This window comes from Niallia yueguangensis (genome assembly GCF_052663115.1).
The window spans coordinates 1-19,020 of the sequence record NZ_JBQTCX010000027.1 but is presented as its reverse complement, the minus strand read 5'-3'; the positions used below and the strand labels follow the sequence as shown (position 1 = coordinate 19,020).

The 19,020-nt window shown below is 35.9% G+C and carries 20 protein-coding genes and 1 other annotated feature (1 of these 21 only partly in view); all 20 genes read right to left on the bottom strand.

All coding sequences use genetic code 11. The features are described 5' to 3' along the window. Positions 1 to 81, bottom strand: a sequence feature (ribosomal protein L10 leader region) (it extends 69 nt beyond the left edge of the window). Positions 82 to 138: 57 nt separating this feature from the next. Then, on the bottom strand, positions 139 to 828 hold the full coding sequence (gene rplA, locus ACTYA4_RS19205) for a 50S ribosomal protein L1 (protein WP_443483153.1): 690 nt from the start codon (positions 826 to 828) through the stop codon (positions 139 to 141). 114 nt (positions 829 to 942) lie between these two features. After that, positions 943 to 1,368 (bottom strand): 50S ribosomal protein L11, encoded by a 426-nt coding sequence (gene rplK / locus ACTYA4_RS19200; RefSeq protein WP_141434103.1) that lies wholly within the window; start codon positions 1,366 to 1,368, stop codon positions 943 to 945. 169 nt (positions 1,369 to 1,537) lie between these two features. Further along, complete coding sequence (nusG, locus tag ACTYA4_RS19195) at positions 1,538 to 2,071, bottom strand: transcription termination/antitermination protein NusG (RefSeq protein ID WP_443483152.1); 534 nt, start codon at positions 2,069 to 2,071, stop codon at positions 1,538 to 1,540. Positions 2,072 to 2,333: 262 nt separating this feature from the next. Further along, positions 2,334 to 2,516, bottom strand: coding sequence for a preprotein translocase subunit SecE (gene secE, locus ACTYA4_RS19190; RefSeq protein WP_443483151.1), 183 nt, complete (start codon positions 2,514 to 2,516; stop codon positions 2,334 to 2,336). 142 nt (positions 2,517 to 2,658) lie between these two features. Beyond that, positions 2,659 to 2,802, bottom strand: a complete 144-nt coding sequence (gene rpmG / locus ACTYA4_RS19185; RefSeq protein WP_443483150.1) for a 50S ribosomal protein L33 — start codon at positions 2,800 to 2,802, stop codon at positions 2,659 to 2,661. A 105-nt stretch (positions 2,803 to 2,907) separates the two neighbouring features. Then, on the bottom strand, positions 2,908 to 3,567 hold the full coding sequence (sigH, locus tag ACTYA4_RS19180; RefSeq protein WP_443483149.1) for an RNA polymerase sporulation sigma factor SigH: 660 nt from the start codon (positions 3,565 to 3,567) through the stop codon (positions 2,908 to 2,910). Positions 3,568 to 3,637: 70 nt separating this feature from the next. Further along, the gene (locus ACTYA4_RS19175; protein ID WP_443483148.1) at positions 3,638 to 4,147 is read right to left on the bottom strand and encodes an NYN domain-containing protein; all 510 of its coding nucleotides are present in this window, start codon (positions 4,145 to 4,147) and stop codon (positions 3,638 to 3,640) included. A 2-nt stretch (positions 4,148 to 4,149) separates the two neighbouring features. Beyond that, positions 4,150 to 4,893, bottom strand: a complete 744-nt coding sequence (rlmB, locus tag ACTYA4_RS19170) for a 23S rRNA (guanosine(2251)-2'-O)-methyltransferase RlmB (RefSeq protein WP_443483147.1) — start codon at positions 4,891 to 4,893, stop codon at positions 4,150 to 4,152. Continuing rightward, entirely contained in the window at positions 4,890 to 5,312 is a 423-nt protein-coding gene (locus ACTYA4_RS19165; protein ID WP_443483146.1) for a Mini-ribonuclease 3, read from the bottom strand. The genes rlmB and ACTYA4_RS19165 overlap by 4 nt, the downstream gene beginning before the upstream one ends. Positions 5,313 to 5,315: 3 nt before the next feature. Further along, positions 5,316 to 6,713, bottom strand: coding sequence for a cysteine--tRNA ligase (gene cysS / locus ACTYA4_RS19160; RefSeq protein ID WP_443483145.1), 1,398 nt, complete (start codon positions 6,711 to 6,713; stop codon positions 5,316 to 5,318). Further along, on the bottom strand, positions 6,713 to 7,363 hold the full coding sequence (gene cysE / locus ACTYA4_RS19155) for a serine O-acetyltransferase (protein WP_443483144.1): 651 nt from the start codon (positions 7,361 to 7,363) through the stop codon (positions 6,713 to 6,715). Before cysE ends, cysS begins: the two co-directional genes overlap by 1 nt. Positions 7,364 to 7,949: 586 nt before the next feature. Next, the gene (gene gltX / locus ACTYA4_RS19150; RefSeq protein ID WP_443483143.1) at positions 7,950 to 9,407 is read right to left on the bottom strand and encodes a glutamate--tRNA ligase; all 1,458 of its coding nucleotides are present in this window, start codon (positions 9,405 to 9,407) and stop codon (positions 7,950 to 7,952) included. Positions 9,408 to 9,488: 81 nt separating this feature from the next. Then, the gene (gene ispF, locus ACTYA4_RS19145) at positions 9,489 to 9,965 is read right to left on the bottom strand and encodes a 2-C-methyl-D-erythritol 2,4-cyclodiphosphate synthase (protein ID WP_443483142.1); all 477 of its coding nucleotides are present in this window, start codon (positions 9,963 to 9,965) and stop codon (positions 9,489 to 9,491) included. Further along, complete coding sequence (gene ispD / locus ACTYA4_RS19140; protein WP_443483141.1) at positions 9,953 to 10,669, bottom strand: 2-C-methyl-D-erythritol 4-phosphate cytidylyltransferase; 717 nt, start codon at positions 10,667 to 10,669, stop codon at positions 9,953 to 9,955. The genes ispF and ispD overlap by 13 nt, the downstream gene beginning before the upstream one ends. An 18-nt stretch (positions 10,670 to 10,687) precedes the next feature. Then, positions 10,688 to 11,767: a PIN/TRAM domain-containing protein gene (locus ACTYA4_RS19135; RefSeq protein WP_443483140.1), complete on the bottom strand. Its 1,080-nt coding sequence runs from the start codon at positions 11,765 to 11,767 to the stop codon at positions 10,688 to 10,690. Positions 11,768 to 12,273: 506 nt separating this feature from the next. After that, positions 12,274 to 13,650 carry a DNA repair protein RadA gene (gene radA, locus ACTYA4_RS19130; RefSeq protein WP_443483139.1) on the bottom strand — a complete coding sequence of 459 codons (1,377 nt, stop codon included), beginning with the start codon at positions 13,648 to 13,650 and terminating at the stop codon, positions 12,274 to 12,276. 197 nt (positions 13,651 to 13,847) lie between these two features. Next, complete coding sequence (gene clpC / locus ACTYA4_RS19125; RefSeq protein ID WP_443483138.1) at positions 13,848 to 16,298, bottom strand: ATP-dependent protease ATP-binding subunit ClpC; 2,451 nt, start codon at positions 16,296 to 16,298, stop codon at positions 13,848 to 13,850. Positions 16,299 to 16,320: 22 nt separating this feature from the next. Beyond that, positions 16,321 to 17,388 carry a protein-arginine kinase McsB gene (gene mcsB, locus ACTYA4_RS19120; RefSeq protein WP_443483137.1) on the bottom strand — a complete coding sequence of 356 codons (1,068 nt, stop codon included), beginning with the start codon at positions 17,386 to 17,388 and terminating at the stop codon, positions 16,321 to 16,323. A gap of 2 nt (positions 17,389 to 17,390) precedes the next feature. Continuing rightward, the gene (gene mcsA / locus ACTYA4_RS19115) at positions 17,391 to 17,939 is read right to left on the bottom strand and encodes a protein-arginine kinase activator protein McsA (protein WP_443483136.1); all 549 of its coding nucleotides are present in this window, start codon (positions 17,937 to 17,939) and stop codon (positions 17,391 to 17,393) included. A 24-nt stretch (positions 17,940 to 17,963) separates the two neighbouring features. Continuing rightward, positions 17,964 to 18,425, bottom strand: a complete 462-nt coding sequence (locus ACTYA4_RS19110) for a CtsR family transcriptional regulator (protein ID WP_443483135.1) — start codon at positions 18,423 to 18,425, stop codon at positions 17,964 to 17,966. Between the last annotated feature and the right edge of the window lie 595 nt (positions 18,426 to 19,020).

Below are 19,020 nucleotides of genomic sequence, written 5' to 3'. Positions count from 1 at the left end.
TTAAAAATCTATCGTATTACCTCGGCAGGAAATTAAGCTCTTATGAGCACCTACTGTCTACGGTACAAATGTTATTTAATTTTTCACAACAAGATGTAGTATATGCCATTAATCTTGTTTTGTCAAATATATTTTATATTAAACTGCAGAAGGATCTACTTTAACTCCAGGACCCATTGTTGAAGTAACAGATACGTTCTTCATATAAGTTCCTTTTGCTGCTGCTGGTTTAACTTTTAACATTGTATCAAAAATAGTTTGGAAGTTTTCAACAAGTTTTGTTTCTTCGAAAGAAACTTTACCGATTGGAACATGAATGTTTCCAGCTTTATCAACACGGTATTCTACTTTACCTGCTTTGATTTCGTTAACTGCTTTTGTTACATCAAAAGTTACTGTACCAGTTTTAGGGTTTGGCATTAAACCTTTAGGTCCTAATACACGACCAAGTTTACCAACTTCACCCATCATATCTGGAGTTGCAACGATTACATCAAATTCGAACCAACCTTGTTGGATTTTGTTGATGAATTCAGCATCTCCAACATAATCTGCACCTGCAGCTTCTGCTTCTTTAATTTTTTCGCCTTTAGCGAAAACTAATACACGTTGAGTTTTACCAGTTCCATGTGGAAGAACAACTGCTCCACGGATTTGTTGGTCCGCTTTCTTAGGATCAACGCCTAGACGGAAAGCAACCTCAACAGATGCATCAAATTTTGTAGTACTTGTTTTTTTAACAAGTTCAACTGCTTCTTGAATTGGGTAAGCTTTAGTACGATCAACAAGTTTGATAGCTTCTAAATACTTCTTACCTTTTTTAGCCATAATAATATTTCCTCCTTGAATTGTGGTTTTAGCGGAATTACCTCCCACGAATAAAGGTTGCGACTTAACCATTATCAGTGTCGCAACCTTAATCAACAGAACCATTTAAATGGTTTAGTCTTCAATAACAATACCCATGCTGCGGGCAGTACCTTCTACCATGCGCATAGCTGCTTCAACGCTAGCTGCATTTAGATCAGGCATTTTCGTTTCAGCAATCTCGCGTACTTTATCACGCTTAACAGTTGCTACTTTATTACGGTTAGGTTCACCAGAACCTGACTCAATACCAGCCGCTTTTTTAAGTAAAACAGCAGCAGGTGGAGTTTTTGTAATAAATGTAAATGAACGGTCTTCAAACACCGTAATTTCAACAGGAATAATTAAACCAGCTTGTTCAGCTGTACGAGCATTAAACTCTTTACAGAATCCCATGATATTCACACCTGCTTGACCTAGTGCAGGACCAACTGGTGGTGCCGGATTTGCTTTAGCTGCTGGAATTTGCAATTTAACAACCTTAATTACTTTTTTAGCCACGAGACACACCTCCTTAAAGTCCGTGATGTGGTAATAGGGTATACCCCTCCCACTCAACTTATCGTCTTTATATGAATAAAGAAATCTGACAATATCTTATCTCTTTTTGTGAGACATACTGACCTTTGAAATATTATCACTTTTTTAAGTGCATTTCAAGTTTTTCAGATTAAAATTTTTCAATTTGTGTAAAATCAAGTTCTACAGGGGTATCACGGCCGAACATATTAACTAAAACTTTTACCTTTGCTTTATCGGTGTCAATTTCTTCCACAGAACCTGTGAAATTAGCAAATGGACCTTCGTTCACTTTTACTGTTTCCCCTAACTCAAATTCAATTTCAATACGTTGTTCATCAACGCCCATTCTCTTCAAAATAACTTGAACTTCTTCAGGAAGAAGCGGGGTTGGTTTTGAACCGGATCCAGCAGACCCTACAAACCCAGTTACTCCTGGTGTATTGCGGACAACATACCAAGAATCATCCGTCATTACAATTTCAACCAACACATAACCTGGAAAAACCTTCCTTTTTACTACTTTTTTCTTTCCGTTTCTAATATCCGTTTCTTCTTCTTCAGGTACAACAACGCGAAATATTTTATCTTGCATTGCCATTGTTTCTACTCGCTTTTCTAAGTTTGCTTTCACTTTATTTTCATATCCAGAGTACGTATGCACTACATACCAATTTTTTTCCATAGTAGAGGACTATTTCGTCCTTCCCTCCCCGCACTTAATTTTTGCAGTTTTATTGTTAATTTCTTTGTCTCAACAAACTCTTTAGCTGATCAAAGGGTTCGGTCTCTATAAACGCGATATAGTTGTTCAAACGGAACCTATATATGTCTATGTTCAGCCTCAGGGCTGACCGCTTTTGTTCTATTAAAGCAATGAAAAAACCCGTTACCGGGCTTTGTAAATGTTTCTTATGTTTTACCATTATACCATGAGTAGACAACTGTTATTCAAGTATTAATCGAATTAGTTCAGAAATTCCCATATCAACAAGCGCGAAGAATACAGCAAAGAACGTTACTGTCGCAATAACAATAATGGTATAGTTGGTTAATTCCTTCCTATTGGGCCAACTTACCTTTTTTAACTCTCTGCCTACCTCACGAAAAAAGTTAACAGTGCGTTGCATTTCGTTACCTCCATATTTAAAGCGGGTAGCTTATCTTAAAGCGATGAAAACGATTATTTTGTTTCAGGCTGTCGACAGATGTTTTTGTTTTCGATCAGCCTGAAGTTTCTGCTAAAATCACTTTGTCTTCACCCTGAAACAATTATTTTGTTTCTTTATGAACAGTGTGGGCATTACATTTTTGGCAAAACTTTTTTATTTCTAATCGTTCAGCCTCTTTGTTACCCATTGTAGAATAATTTCTCGAACCACAATTTCCGCATGCTAAAACAAGCTTTTTCCTCATTTTTGACACCTTCTACGTTCTTTATACATTACCAAACTGTATCATGGTCATATATCAATGTCAAATGTCAGTCAAGAGAACATACTTTTCTAGAATAATGTTTTTTCAGAGAGAAAACTCTCTAATTTCTAAATATCTTTCCAATTTTCTTTTTACTCTTTGAAGAGCGTTATCGATTGATTTCACATGTCTATTAAGCTCTTCTGATATTTCTTGATAAGATTGTCCATCTAAATACAAGGCCAACACTTTTCGTTCTAAATCACTTAACAACTCTGACATCTTTATTTCAATATGATCAAACTCTTCTTGATTAATGATTAACTCTTCTGGATCTAATACTTTTGCACCAGATATAACATCCATTAAAGTTCGATCTGATTCTTCATCATAAATGGGTTTATCAAGAGACACGTATGAATTTAAAGGAATATGCTTCTGTCTAGTTGCCGTTTTTATTGCTGTAATAATTTGTCTTGTAATACACAATTCAGCAAATGCTTTAAATGATGACAGTTTGTCCCCTTTAAAATCACGGATTGCTTTATACAAACCAATCATGCCTTCTTGTACAATATCTTCTTTATCTGCACCAATAAGGAAATAGGATCTGGCTTTGGCACGTACAAAGTTTCGATATTTTTGAATAAGATAGTCTAATGCATCACTTTCACCTTTATGCACTAGTTCCACTATTGCTTCATCTTCAAGGTCAACATATTTCTCAACAATTTCGTTACTTTTTGTCCCGTTGTCAGCACTCATTCAGATCCCCCCGACCGTGCATTCATGGATAAAACCATTATACAGTAGCGTAATTTTTAGCGTCAACTGCTCATTTCTCTCCACGGCGCCATTTTTCGAATATTTCTTCGATTTCTTTTGTCAATTGAATTTTGGTAACAGGCTTCTTTTCTTTTATTTTTTTTACTTTTTTTCCAATATTTCGCTCGATTCCATCCATTTCAATAAACAACTCTCGCGCCGATTTCCTTAAGGCTCCTTGGCCAAATATGGCCCACTGTTCTGTAAAATCAGATGTCGCTACATGAATTTGTGTTTTTCTATTGCTTAATTCTTTTGCCAGTTTTTCAATTCTTTCGTCTGCTGTTTCGTTTTCTCTTGTAAAAATTACGTCCACTTTATAATTTTTATATTTCTTTTCTGTTCCTCTTACGTAATAAGCATCAAAAACAATAATGACATGATACCCAGAGTAAGCTTGGTATTCTGCCATTTTTTCAACAAGCTTGTCTCTTGCTGCAGCTAAATCATTCGATTTAAGTTTATTTAAGTAAGGCCATGCACCAATAATGTTGTAACCATCGACAATTAGTATATCCATTTTTATCCCTCAATTGGATAGCGTTTACGATATACCTCATACATTAAAAGTGCAGCTGCTACAGACGCATTTAGAGATGTAACAGATCCAGCCATTGGTAAATGAATAAGAAAATCACATTTTTCCCGTATCAGTCTCCCTATTCCTTTACCTTCACTTCCGATTACTAAACCTAAAGGCATGGTTCCATCGAAATGTCGATAATCTTCACTTCCTTTTGCGTCTGTTCCTGCAATCCAAATTCCTCTCTCTTTTAATTCATCTATTGTTCTAGCCATATTCGTTACTCTAACAACTGGGACATGTTCAATAGCTCCTGTTGATGCTTTTGCAACGGTCGCTGTTAATCCAACCGCTCTTCTACGAGGGATGATGATTCCATGCGCTCCAACTGCATCCGCTGTACGCATAATGGACCCTAAATTATGGGGATCTTCTATCTCATCTAGCAGCAAAAAGAAAGGAACTTCCTTTTTCTTTTCTGCTAATGCAAATAAATCATCTATCTCACGGTATTGGTATGCTGCAACTTGTGCTACTACTCCTTGATGATTAGCGTCTATAAGACTGTCCAATTTCTTCTTTGGCACAAACTGGACAAGCACATTTGCTTGTTTAGCTAAGGCAATGACTGTTTGCATCTGTCCTTTTTGTGACCCTTCTGCAATAAGAATCTTATTTACATCACGTTCTGATTTTAATGCTTCAATAACCGCATTTTTTCCTACAATATAATCGCTGTTCACGTATTGTTCCTCCAACTATTTTCAATGATTGAAAAAGTAGCTTTAATTATTTCCTCCAACCGTTCTTCTCTACTTGCTAAATATAAATAACCTAGAACGGATTCAAACCCAGTACTATACCTATATGTTTGCACATCAGTATTTTTTGGAATAGATCCAGATTTTGCATTTCTGCCTCGTTTTAACACAGTAAGCTCCTCTTCGGTAAAAAAACTTTCCTCGAGAAGCTGATGCACTGCTTTTGCTTGTCCTTTAGCAGAAACATACTTTGTCGCTTCTCTGTGAAGATGGTTTGGTTTCACTTTTCCGATATAAAGCAAGTGTCTTCGAACATATATTTCAAGAACAGCATCACCCATATAGGCTAGGGCTAGGCTGTTCAACTGTTTTTCATCAATATTTTTATCATAGAGGAGCATGCTTTATCCTCTCTTCCATCGTATACCTTGTGCTGTATCTTCTAAAATGATATTCATTGATTTGAGCTGATCTCTAATTTCATCTGCTAATTGAAAATTTCGAGCTTTACGAGCTTGATTTCTTTTTTCAATTAACGCTTCAATATCTTTATCTAATAATTCCTGTTTAGCTAAGGACATTCCTAATACGCCAAACAGTTCTTCAAATTCGTTAATAAATGCATTGATAACAACGGCAGAAGTTGTTTTTTCTAATAAATAATAGTTAGCCTGTTTTGATAATTCGAATAATACAGAAATACCATTTGCCGTATTAAAATCGTCATCCATCTCTTTAACAAACTGTTCGTGCAAGTCGTTAATTTTCTCTAGCCAATCATTATTTGTATCTGTCAAATCTGTGCTTGCTGCTTTACGATGCTGTAAATTTTCATATGATGTTCGTAATCTATCTAAGCCGGCACGTGTATTCTCCAACACTTCTTCACTATAATTAATAGGATTTCGATAATGAACAGATAACATAAAAAATCTCAACACTTGAGGATCATGTATTTTAATAATATCATTCACCGTTACAAAATTTCCTAGTGATTTAGACATTTTCTCGTTATCAATATTAATATATCCGTTATGCATCCAGTATCGTGCAAATGTCTCTCCTGTTAAAGCTTCTGATTGAGCAATTTCGTTTTCATGATGCGGGAAAGTTAAATCTTGACCACCAGCATGTATATCAATCGTATTGCCCAAATACTTTTTAGCCATTGCGGAGCATTCTATATGCCACCCCGGACGACCTTGCCCCCACGGACTCTCCCATGCTATCTCGCCATCTTTCGCCTTTTTCCATAAAGCAAAATCCAACGAGTCTTGTTTCTTCTCGCCTACCGCTATTCTTTCACCTAAACGTAATTCATCAATTGATTGATGGGACAATTTCCCATATGCTTCAAAACTTCTAGTACGGTAATAAACATCCCCATCCGATTCATAAGCAAATCCTTTATCCACTAATACTGCAATAAAGTCGATAATGATATCCATGTTTTCTGTTACACGAGGGTGCGAATCCGCTTTTTTGCATCCTAGTGCAGTGACATCATCAAAATAAGCATTTATAAAACGTTCTGCAATGGTTGGCACATCTTCTCCCAACTCATTCGCGGCTTTAATTAATTTATCATCTACATCTGTAAAATTAGAAACATATTGAACATCGTACCCTCGATACTCTAAATAGCGTCTAACTGTATCAAATACAATAGCAGGTCTTGCATTTCCTATATGAATATAGTTGTAAACGGTAGGACCACATACATACATTTTAACCTTTCCATCTTCTAATGGAATAAACTCTTCCTTTATTCTAGTTAACGTATTATAAATTTGAATGGCCATTATTTATAACTCCTTTCTTCTTGCATTTCCCGTAATTGTCGTTTTAATTGCAAAATTTCTGTTTCCATTTCTTTTAATCGCTCCGCAAATGGATCCGGCAAATCGCAGTGATTTAAATCTTTATTTATTTTCCTTCCATCTTGAACCTTCACTCTTCCTGGAATGCCAACAACGGTCGAATTGGAAGGTACATCTCTTAACACGACAGATCCTGCACCTATTTTAGCATTTTCGCCAATTATAATAGATCCTAATACTTTAGCACCTGTTGCAATTAATGCATTATCTTTAACTGTCGGGTGTCGTTTCCCCTTTTCTTTCCCAGTCCCACCTAGCGTTACACCTTGATATATCGTGACATTATCTCCTATTTCACAAGTCTCCCCAATAACTACTCCCATGCCATGATCAATAAATAATCGTTTTCCGATTGTTGCTCCAGGGTGAATTTCAATGCCTGTCATAAACCGGCTGAATTGTGAAATGACTCGTGCTAAGAAAAAAAAGTTGCGTTTATAGAAACAGTGTGCTATTCGGTGATACCAAATAGCATGCAAACCGGAATACGTTAAGATAACTTCTAAATAACTTCTTGCCGCTGGATCTTGTTCAAATACTACTGTAATATCCTCTTTTATACGCTGAAACATTTTATCCCTCCCAACCAAAAACAACATTTACTTTTTTAATGCTTTATAAGAAAACCGTTGTTTTGTTCATGAATTAATATTTATTTAAAATAAAGATTATAAAAAGTCCAATTTCCACATTTAGGAGAAAAAAAACTGACTTTTTCTATTAAAAAAAGCGCCTCTGTCAAAAAGACAGAGACGCTTTTTTGCGCGGTTCCACTCTGTTTAGATTAATGCCAAAGCAATAATCTCCACTCCTCCTTGTTAACGGACAGGTTCCGCCTCTATCTACTAAGAAAAGCGCATGCGCCTTGTCAGCCCCGAAGAAAAATGTTCTCTTGTCTCAAAAAGTGTTTTTTACTTTTAGAGACAAGAGGTTATCTTTCACAGGGACTAGGCGCTCGAGCTAGACAATGAAAAGCACATGCGCCTTTAAAGAAAACTGTTCGATATAGGACTCTGAGGGGCACTTCAAAAAAGGATTTGCATAAATCACTTTCAGCCAATGGTGATTCTCTCTTGAAAGCTTCCTTTTTTTACTCTTCCTCATCTACGTTTTACATTCATTCTTTTTCTTTTACTATATTACATTTTGCATAATATGTTAACTATTTAATGACAATAATCGCTTTTCAATTTTTGCCTGTCCTAATAATGCAATTGCTTTTGGCAAGTCTGGACCATGCGTTTGTCCTGTTGCCGCAACACGGATAGGCATAAATAAATTTTTCCCTTTTTGACCAGTAGCCTTTTGAACACTTTTAACAGCTGCTTTAATGTTTTCAGGACTCCATTCACTCATATTGTTTAATTCTTCTCTAAAAGAATTTAACACAACAGGGACTTGTTCTCCTGCCAACACTTCTTTTGCTTCTTCATCATAGCTAATTTCATCACTGAAAAACAAAGAGGAAAGTTCCACAATTTCTGCTCCAAAACTCATTTGGTCTTGATAAAGATGAATTAAATTTTGAACCCAAGCCTCTTCCTCTTCTGAACGATTCTCGCCAATCAGGCCTGCTTTTATTAAGTGTGGAATTGCTAATTCTGCGACTTTACTTAATTCTGCCTTTTTAATATATTGGTTATTCATCCAAGCCAATTTTTGTTGATCAAATAACGCCGGTGATTTCGAAAGGCGAGCAGCGTCAAAAATTTGGATAAATTCTTCTTTTGAAAAAAGTTCCTCTTCTCCCTCTGGTGACCATCCTAATAAAGCAATAAAGTTAAATAACGCAGTTGGTAAATAACCTAAATCTTCATATTGTTCAATAAACTGTATGATAGACTCGTCTCTTTTGCTCAATTTCTTTCTGCTTTCGTTTACAATCAATGTCATATGACCAAAAATCGGTCTTTCCCAGCCTAATGCATCGTATACCATTAATTGTTTAGGAGTATTAGTAATATGATCATCGCCTCTTAATACATGGGTGATTTCCATTAAATGATCATCGATTGCTACTGCGAAATTGTAAGTAGGAGTCCCGTCTTTTTTAACTATAACATAGTCGCCAATTGCTTCCGATTCAAATGAAACTTGTCCCTTTACCATATCTTCAAATTCATAAACGACATTTTCAGGAACACGAATGCGGATACTTGGCTGTCTGCCTTCTGCTTCCAGCTTTGCTTGTTCTTCCTGTGTTAAGTGACGGCATTTCCCAGAATATTTTGGTGTTTCATTATTTTTTAACTGCTCTTCACGTTCTGCTTCAATTTCTTCTTCCGTGCAATAGCATTTATATGCTAATCCTTTTTCTAGCAGTTCTGTATAGTATTTTTCATAAATATCGTTTCTTTCCGATTGACGGTACGGACCATAAACACCGCCTACATCGATGCTTTCATCCCAATCGATTCCTAGCCATTTCAAGTACTTTAACTGGCTTTGCTCTCCGCCTTCTATATTTCTCTTTTTATCTGTATCTTCAATACGGATAATAAATTTCCCGCCTGTATTTCTTGCAAATAAATAATTAAATAATGCAGTACGTGCATTCCCTATATGTAAATGTCCTGTTGGACTAGGGGCATAACGAACACGGATTTCGTTAGTCATACTGTTGCCTCCTTGATTGTCATTCATTGAATTTTTCTTATTTATTCTATCATTTCATTTTTTTCTTTAAAAGAGCGATCATTACTTTCTTTTCAAGAGAACTACTACTTGAGAAGCAACTCCTTCTCCCCTGCCTGTAAAACCTAACTTTTCTGTTGTTGTTGCCTTTACATTTATATTGCTTACTTCCGTTTCTACCAAACTTGCTATTCTTTCCTGCATGGCAAGGATATAAGGTGCCATCTTCGGCTTTTGGGCAATAATGGTACAATCTGCATTAACCAGCTCATATCCTTTTGACTTTACAATCTCCCAAACATATTGAAGAAGCTTAGCAGAATCTGCGTCTTTAAACGCTTCATCTGTGTCTGGAAAATGTTTGCCGATATCCCCTTCACCTACTGCGCCAAGACAAGCATCTGCTATCGTATGTAAAAGCACATCTGCATCTGAATGACCTAACAATCCTTTTTCATATGGTATTGTAATTCCTCCAATGATAAGAGGCCTTCCCTCTACAAGTTGGTGTACATCAAATCCTTGACCTATTCGAAACATCTATTTGGCTCCTTTTCCCTATTAGATTTTATTTTCTTTATGATCGCTTCTGCAAAATATAAATCTTCTGGGGTTGTCAATTTTATATTGTCATAATTACCCCGAACAATTTTCACTTCTTTCCCGATACGCTCTACTAAACTTGCATCGTCTGTCCCTAAAAAGTCGTCTTGCAACGCTTTTTCATAAGCTTCCTTTAGTAAAGAAATACGAAAAGCTTGTGGGGTTTGAATAGCCCACAAGCTAGAACGCTCGACTGTTTCTGTCACTACATCACCATTCACTTTCTTAATGGTGTCTTTAATAGGGACTGCTAAAACAGCTGCACCGCTTTCTTTTGCAACTTCTGTCAACTTCTTTATTTGACTCCTATTAATAAAAGGTCTTGCAGCATCATGGACAAGTATAACGCTATCATTAATTAAATCTTTTACTGCGTTATAAATGCTGTACTGCCTTTCTTTTCCACCGTCAATAAAAGCAGAAACTTTTGTTATGTTATTTTTTTTTATTAATTCCTTCATCTCTGTTTTATCTTGAGGATTTGTTACTAGCCGTATTCCTTTACAGTCAGCATCCTTTTCAAAAACGTTTAATGTATGGATAAATATCGGTTTACCATCCACTTCAAGAAACAGTTTATTTTTTCCTGCTCCCATTCTTTTTCCTTGTCCAGCTGCTGGTATAATGACTTCATAAGTCATAAAAAAACTCCTATTCTATTACAGTGCTTTTTCTAATAACTTCGGTTTTGCAAATATCATTCTGCCTGCAGAGGTTTGCAATACACTGGTAACCAACACATCGATATGTTTCCCAATGTAGTTTCGCCCCTCTTCTACTACTATCATCGTTCCATCATCTAAATAGGCAATACCTTGATTGTGCTCTTTTCCATCTTTAATGATTTGGATTTTCATTTCTTCTCCCGGAAGTACTACCGGTTTAACAGCGTTTGCTAAATCATTAATGTTTAATACGGAGACTTTTTGCAACTCACAAACTTTATTTAAATTAAAATCGTTTGTCACCACAACACCATTTGTTAATTTAGCAAGTTTAACAAGCTTACTATCGACTTCTACAATTTCTTCAAAATCACCTTCATATATTTCTACTTTAATTGCTAATTCCTTTTGAATTCTATTAAGTATGTCGAGGCCTCTTCTTCCTCTGTTTCGTTTTAAAGCATCGGAGGAATCAGCAATATGCTGTAATTCTCCTAAAACAAATTGAGGTATTACAATCGTACCTTCTAAGAAGCCTGTTTGGCATATATCAGCTATTCTTCCATCAATAATAACACTTGTATCAAGTATTTTCAGATTGCCTTTTTCCTGATTAACAACTTCCTCTTCACTTGCCTTTTTCCTTTTAGCAGTAAACAGAGTCAATAATTCATCTCGCTTTTTAAAACCGACTTGAAATCCTAAATATCCAAAAAGTAATGTTAAGAGTATAGGAGCTATCGTATTAATAATTGGTACCTTTATCGCTGTTAATGCATAGCCTATTAAAAAAGCTAATGTTAAACCAAAGGCTAATCCTACACTTCCAAATATAATATCTGTGATTGGAGCCTTTACAAGAGCTTCCTCCACTATTTTTACAAAATTAATTACATAATCAACCGCCCAAAAAGTAATAAAATAAAAAATAATGGCACCAAGTATTGCAGAAACATACGGATTATTTATTAAATGAGAATCAATGGTCATTACATCTAATAAGTCTGGAATAAAAATGATTCCAAGCGTCCCTCCAATAATTAAGAAACAAGCTTGTATAATGCGCTTTAACAATACTTTCACCTCCTCCTTCACATTATAAACAAATTCTCAGATTTAAAACCTTAAATTACTGAGAATTTCTTATTTGTAATGAAAAAGTTATATTCTTGAATTTTTACCCTATTCTTCTTAAAGAATATGTTAAGAGTAGCACTAATAGTTATAAAATGTCAAATAATTAAACAGTACATTTTATCACACCATTCCCTTAACATCAATTGATTTTTTTGGAAATCCACCTTTTGATGTTTATAGACTGTTTTCTCAAAGTTAGTTGTTTTATACGTAAAAAAATGGGAGAAGAAGTACTGAGCAGACTGAATACACGTAGACTCCTGTGGGAATGCGAGAAAGACTCTGGCGCCACAGGAGCGTATGCGACGAGGAGGCTCGACGCTCGCTAAACGGACGAAGTGTATTCTGGCTGCGAGTTTAAAAGCAACATTCTATACGAATACAGTCTTTTTATAAAACTGTATGAATGTATTTTTAGAAAAATAGTGAAAAACACCTTATTTTTAGTCTAATGCAGCTTTTAATGCTTCACTGACAGAAGCTACTCCTATTATTTCTACGCCTCTAGGAGCCTTTAACCCACTTACATTATTAGCCGGAAGAATTACCCGCTCGAACCCTAATTTAGCTGCTTCTTGTACCCTTTGTTCAATTCTTGACACTCTTCTAACTTCCCCTGTTAAGCCAACTTCACCAATAATACAATCCGTAGCCCTTGTAGGTTTATCTCTAAAACTCGAAGCGATGCTTACCGCAATAGCTAAGTCAATTGCCGGCTCATCTAATTTCACCCCTCCTGCTACTTTTAAATAAGCATCTTGGTTCTGCAATAGCATGCCGACTCTTTTTTCTAAAACAGCCATTAATAGTGGTACCCTATTATGATCAATCCCTGTGGCCATTCTCCGAGGATTTCCAAAGCTAGTTGGCGAGATTAGCGCTTGTATCTCCACTAAAACAGGGCGAGTACCTTCCATCGATGCAACTACTGTTGAGCCAGCTGCACCTTGTGAACGCTCTTCCAAAAATATTTCCGAAGGATTTTCCACTTCTTCTAATCCGAATTCCTTCATTTCAAAGATTCCCATTTCATTCGTAGAACCAAAACGGTTTTTAACTGCCCGCAGAATTCGGTAAGTATGATGTCGTTCTCCCTCAAAGTATAAAACTGTATCTACCATATGTTCTAACAGTCTTGGCCCTGCAATAGACCCTTCTTTTGTAACATGTCCAACGATAAAGATAGCAATCCCCTTTGTTTTTCCGATTCGCATTAGTTCTGCAGTACATTCCCTTACTTGTGATACACTGCCAGGGGCCGATGTTACTTCTGGGTGGTAAATGGTTTGAATGGAGTCAATAACAACAAATTGAACATTTGAATTTTCTATCGTTCTGCTTATCTCCTCCAGATTTGTCTCCGAATATACAAGGAGGTGCTCTGTTGTTACTCCTAACCTATCTGCCCTTAATTTAGTCTGTTTTTGAGATTCCTCTCCTGACACATATAATACGTTATGTTTATTTTTTGCTAGTTGAGATGACACTTGTAAAAGAAGGGTGGATTTCCCTATACCAGGGTCGCCTCCAATAAGCACAAGAGAACCCTGTACTATACCTCCACCTAATACACGGTTGAGCTCTGCCAAATCAGTTAATGTTCTTGGTTCATTAACTGTTTCAATATTTGTAATCGGAATGGGCTTTGCCGCTAGCGTACTCCCTTGTGAATGAGCAAAAGCTCCTTTTCGTTGAGGAGTGCTTTTTTCTACTTCTTCCACCATTGTATTCCAATTTCCACAACCTGGACATCTCCCCATCCATTTCGCAGATTCATATCCACATTCCTGGCAAAGAAATTTTGTTTTACGTTTTGCCATACTTCATTTCCTCCCTACCTTAAGCGTTCATTATTGCACGTTAATATATGTTTTATTTCTATCTTATCATGTTATTTTTTTCTTTGTTTCTCATACAAACCTACAAGAAGACTCACCCCTCGTTTCCACCATCAAAAAAACAGAAAAATAGCACACGCATTTAAAAATATACGTGTGCCGCTTAGTCTAACATACAACTACTTTTGTAAATTTGGAGTTGAGTTTGTTTCTTTTACTTTTACGGTAAATTCACCATTTTGTACATCCAAATCAATATGTTGACCTGTTAAAACTGTTCCTTTTAACAATTCTTCTGATAAGCGGTCTTCAATATGTTTTTGGATTGCTCGACGCAGTGGTCTAGCGCCGTACTCAGGATCGTAGCCTTCATCTGCAATTTTTTCTTTTGCTGCCTCTGTTATCGTTAAATATATATCTTGTTCTTGTAATCTTTTTACTAATTGGTCTGCCATTAAAGACACTATTTCTTGTAAATGTTTTTTCTCAAGTGAATGGAATACAATAATTTCATCAATGCGGTTTAAAAATTCCGGACGAAATGCTCTTTTCAGCTCATCCATTACTTTGCCTTTCATATCTTTATAATCTTGATCTCCATCTTGAATATTAAATCCAACATATTTATTGCGTTTTAGAGCAGATGCTCCAACATTGGATGTCATAATTAAAACAGTATTGCGGAAGTCAACGGTTCTTCCTTTAGAATCTGTTAATCGACCATCCTCTAAAACTTGTAATAAAATATTAAAAACATCAGGATGCGCTTTTTCAATTTCATCTAATAATACAACCGAATATGGTTTTCTTCTAACTTTCTCAGTAAGCTGACCGCCTTCCTCATAGCCTACATATCCCGGAGGAGAACCAACAAGTCGAGAAGTTGAATGCTTCTCCATATACTCGGACATATCAATACGAATCATTGCATCTTCATCGCCGAACATCGACTCAGCTAGGGCACGAGCAAGCTCTGTTTTACCTACCCCTGTAGGACCTAAGAAAATAAAGGAGCCAATTGGTCGTTTCGGATCTTTTAAACCTGCTCTCGCACGTCTAACTGCTTTTGAAATAGCTTTTACTGCTTCTTCCTGCCCAATTACTCGATTATGAAGGATACCTTCCATATTAAGCAATTTATCTGTTTCTGTTTGAGCTAATTTAGAAACAGGGATTCCTGTCCAGCTAGATACAACACTTGCAATATCTTCAACTGTTACTTCTGTATTTTCTTGGCCTTGCTTTTCTTTCCAATTCTTCTTCGTTTCTTCTAATTGTTCTCGTAATCTTTGCTCTGTATCACGTAATGATGCTGCCTTTTCAAATTCTTGACTTTGCACAGAGGCATCTTTTTCTTTCCGAACTCCTTCCAGCTTCACTTCTAATTCTTTTAAGTTTGGCGGAGTAGTATATGATCGTAAACGTACTTTTGAACCAGCTTCATCAATTAAATCAATTGCTTTATCTGGTAAAAATCGATCAGATATATAACGATCGGATAATTTTACTGCTGCATCTATTGCTTCATCTGTAATCGATACACGGTGATGTGCTTCATATCGATCCCGCAGCCCTTTTAATATTTGAACTGATTCATCAGCAGTTGGTTCATCTACTGTAATTGGCTGAAAACGTCTTTCCAACGCAGCATCTTTTTCAATATATTTACGATACTCATCCAAAGTTGTCGCTCCAATACATTGAAGTTCTCCTCTTGCTAGAGATGGTTTTAATATATTAGAAGCATCAATTGCTCCTTCAGCACCACCTGCACCAATTAAAGTATGCAGCTCATCAATAAACAGAATAATGTTGCCAGCTTGGCGAATTTCATCCATTACTTTTTTCAGACGATCTTCAAATTCACCTCGATATTTTGTTCCTGCAACAACCGTTCCCATATCCAGTGTCATTACTCTTTTATCTCGTAAGATTTCAGGTACTTCATTTTGAACAATTTGTTGAGCTAACCCCTCTGCAATAGCTGTTTTACCAACACCAGGCTCCCCAATTAAGACAGGGTTATTTTTTGTTCGTCTGCTTAAAACTTCAATGACACGTTGGATTTCTTTGCTTCTGCCAATCACTGGATCAAGACTTCCTTCTCTAGCAATTGCGGTTAAATCTCTTGCTAAACTATCTAATGTTGGCGTGTTTGCACTTGCTGCAGAACCACCTTGATGATTGCTGGATTCACTGCTTCCTAAAAGCTGTAATACTTGTTGACGGGCTTTGTTAAGGCTGACACCAAGATTGTTTAATACCCTTGCTGCTACGCCTTCTCCTTCTCGGATAAGGCCTAATAATATATGTTCTGTCCCTACGTATGAATGTCCTAACTTTCTAGCTTCGTCCATCGATAATTCAATTACTTTTTTTGCTCGTGGTGTATAGTGAATAGTTTGAGAAGCATCCTGTCCACGACCTATCAGATTTTCTACTTCTTCTTGTATTTTTTCTGGTCCTAACCCTAATGCCTGTAGGGCTTTTGCTGCTATTCCTTCACCTTCACGTACTAATCCAAGTAGAATATGTTCTGTTCCAATATTATTATGACCTAAACGAATTGCCTCTTCTTGTGAAAGTGCTAATACCTTTTGGGCTCTTTCAGTAAAACGTCCAAACATCATGCTTTCATCCTCCCTATACTCATTATTTTGATTCCATCATTAGTCTTTCCCTTATTAAAGATGCGCGACGAATGTCACGATCATTAGGATTCATTTGACCACCAGCATATAACTGTAAAAATCCAGGTTGTGTTAATATTAAAAGCTCATTTAAAATATTTTTAGAAATATTCTTTATATAGCCCATATCTATTCCTAAACGAACATCGGATAGACATTTTGCAGCTTCTTTTGTCTCGATGATTCGACTATGACAAAGTGTTCCATATGATCGATATACTCTGTCTTCTAATTGTATGTTGGAAGTTTCAGCTAATGCCTCTCTTGCTTGCTTTTCCTGTTCAATCAGCTGATGCACAACACTTTTTAATTCTTCCACAATATCTTTTTCTGATTTTCCTAATGTAACTTGATTCGAAATTTGAAAGATATTTCCTTGTGCTTCGCTGCCTTCCCCATAAATTCCTCTCACTACTAAACCTAAATGATTAATAGCAGGAATAATACGTTTCATTTGCTGAGTTAGTACCATTCCTGGCAGATGTAACATAACAGAAGCTCTTAACCCTGTTCCTATATTCGTAGGACAACTTGTTAAATAACCCATTTCTAGATGATAGGCATAATCAATTTGTTGTTCTAACCAATCATCAATCTTATCTGCCATTGCTAATGCTTCAAACAGCTGTAATCCTGGCTTGATGCACTGAATGCGAATATGATCTTCTTCATTTAGCATAATACTTATTTCTTCGTTATCTGAAAGTACACATGCACCATGTGCTGCTTCTTCTGCAAGCTGGGGACTGATCAAATGCTTTTCAACCAGCACCCTTTTCTCCAGAGCTTGAAGATCATCCATGGGAAGTAATTCTAAATCACCTATACATAATGATTCCTGATCATGTAATTGCGTCCTTATTGTCTGGATGACTTCAGCAGCTTCCTCATTAGAAAACAATATTGGAAATTTTATTTTTTTTATATTTCTAGCTAAACGAATACGAGAGGTTAATACAATGTCAGAATCAGGACCTTCTGAACACATCCAGGATGTTCTTGCCTTATTGATAAATTTCTCCAAAGACATCCCTATTCTCCTCCCTCATTAAACGCCGATAATTGTTCTTTTTTATATCTAATTTCATCACGTATTTCTGCTGCCTTTTCAAACTCTTCCTTATCAATCAATTCTTGCAGCTCTTCTTTTAATTTTCCAATGTCTTTTTTTATTAAAATATGGCCGCCTATTCTTTCAGGTACTTTCCCTTTATGTTCAATATTTCCACCATGCAGTCTTTTTAAAACAGGCTGCAATTGCTCTTTAAATGTTTCATAACAATTCGGGCAGCCGAATCTGCCTATTTTTATAAACTGAGGAAATGTCATCGAACATCTTTGACATTGTAATACTTCCTCCTTTTTATAAGGATTTTGTCTAATTTGCTGAAAGCTAGGTTCAATATTTAATAAATTGGATAATAAGCTATTAATCGATAAACCTGATGAACCATTAATCATAAATAATTCACCTTTTTCAGATGCACACTGCTCACAAAGATGTGATTCTGTTTTTGTTCCATTAATGCTTTTGGAAAAATGAAGTGTTGCAGGTCTTTTATTACACTCTGAACAAATCATATTTTCACCTCACACTACTGAGTTTTATTTATATTTTAATGTAGTTATCATTGCTTTTAATATTCTTGCACGTAATTCGTCTCTATATGGCAATTCAAGATACAAAACAGATCGGTCAATTACACTAAGCATAATTTTAGCTTCTCTATTGTTAATAACTTTTTCTTCCACAAGACGATAAATAACATCCTCTGCACTACTTTGAGGTATACGACTTTGTATAAGGGATAGTAATTGGTCAATTAAATGAGCGTAATCATAGGATTGAACTTTCATTATTCGAATAAAACCGCCGCCGCCTCGTTTGCTTTCTACAATATAACCTTTTTCTATTGTAAACCTCGTATTAATGACATAATTAATTTGTGAGGGAACACAAGCAAACTTATCAGCTACTTCACTTCTTTTTATTTCGACTAATGACTTCTCGCTCATTTCTAGTACTTCTTTTAAGTAGTTTTCAATTATATCCGAAATATTTCTCACCAAGCCTCCCCCTTCTGACTTTGACTATATTTGACTATAATTATACATGAAACTACTTATTAACCGCAACGTTGACGTTTTATTAATTTTCCCATATTAATTATATCCCAAACCTCTATCCTAATTTTCTTCACTTTCAGGGGGATTTTTAAGATAAAGTTACCTTTAATATAGTCTGATTTTTCTATATTTTCAAGTAAGATGAATATCATATTCTTTCTTTATTTCTTTTTCTCTAAAAAATACAAAGAATGGAGCATTATATTCTTATGAAAAATACTTTGTTTATCCGTATTCAAATCACTTTTTATTTTATTATGGCTATTTTGTGACAAGGAAGGTTATTTACGAGAGGATTATAAAAATTTTATCTATTAGGAAAGATGAAGGAACAAAAGCGGAAGTGCCTTGATCAGCCCTGAAGAAAAATGTTCATTTGACTCAAAAAGTGCTTTTTACTTTTAGAGGCAAGGGTTATTTTTCACAAGGGCTAGGCAATGAAGCTAGATGCAGACCAAATTGCTTTAGCTATCCTCTGGCTCCGTTTCGTTTATAATTTCCTAGAGAAACAAAAAAGATACTCAAATGAGTATCT

Excerpts from the sequence above, each read along its gene's own strand:
- ACTYA4_RS19165 (WP_443483146.1), bottom strand. The coding sequence starts at position 5,312 with ATGCTCCTCTATGATAAAAATATTGATGAAAAACAGTTGAACAGCCTA.
- cysE (WP_443483144.1), bottom strand. The coding sequence starts at position 7,363 with ATGTTTCAGCGTATAAAAGAGGATATTACAGTAGTATTTGAACAAGAT.
- rplA (WP_443483153.1), bottom strand. The coding sequence starts at position 828 with ATGGCTAAAAAAGGTAAGAAGTATTTAGAAGCTATCAAACTTGTTGAT.
- ACTYA4_RS19175 (WP_443483148.1), bottom strand. The coding sequence starts at position 4,147 with ATGGATATACTAATTGTCGATGGTTACAACATTATTGGTGCATGGCCT.
- mcsA (WP_443483136.1), bottom strand. The coding sequence starts at position 17,939 with ATGATTTGTTCAGAGTGTAATAAAAGACCTGCAACACTTCATTTTTCC.
- nusG (WP_443483152.1), bottom strand. The coding sequence starts at position 2,071 with ATGGAAAAAAATTGGTATGTAGTGCATACGTACTCTGGATATGAAAAT.
- gltX (WP_443483143.1), bottom strand. The coding sequence starts at position 9,407 with ATGACTAACGAAATCCGTGTTCGTTATGCCCCTAGTCCAACAGGACAT.
- clpC (WP_443483138.1), bottom strand. The coding sequence starts at position 16,298 with ATGATGTTTGGACGTTTTACTGAAAGAGCCCAAAAGGTATTAGCACTT.
- rpmG (WP_443483150.1), bottom strand. The coding sequence starts at position 2,802 with ATGAGGAAAAAGCTTGTTTTAGCATGCGGAAATTGTGGTTCGAGAAAT.
- ispF (WP_443483142.1), bottom strand. The coding sequence starts at position 9,965 with ATGTTTCGAATAGGTCAAGGATTTGATGTACACCAACTTGTAGAGGGA.
- ispD (WP_443483141.1), bottom strand. The coding sequence starts at position 10,669 with ATGACTTATGAAGTCATTATACCAGCAGCTGGACAAGGAAAAAGAATG.
- mcsB (WP_443483137.1), bottom strand. The coding sequence starts at position 17,388 with ATGTCTTTGGAGAAATTTATCAATAAGGCAAGAACATCCTGGATGTGT.
- radA (WP_443483139.1), bottom strand. The coding sequence starts at position 13,650 with ATGGCAAAACGTAAAACAAAATTTCTTTGCCAGGAATGTGGATATGAA.
- sigH (WP_443483149.1), bottom strand. The coding sequence starts at position 3,567 with ATGAGTGCTGACAACGGGACAAAAAGTAACGAAATTGTTGAGAAATAT.
- secE (WP_443483151.1), bottom strand. The coding sequence starts at position 2,516 with ATGCAACGCACTGTTAACTTTTTTCGTGAGGTAGGCAGAGAGTTAAAA.
- cysS (WP_443483145.1), bottom strand. The coding sequence starts at position 6,713 with ATGGCCATTCAAATTTATAATACGTTAACTAGAATAAAGGAAGAGTTT.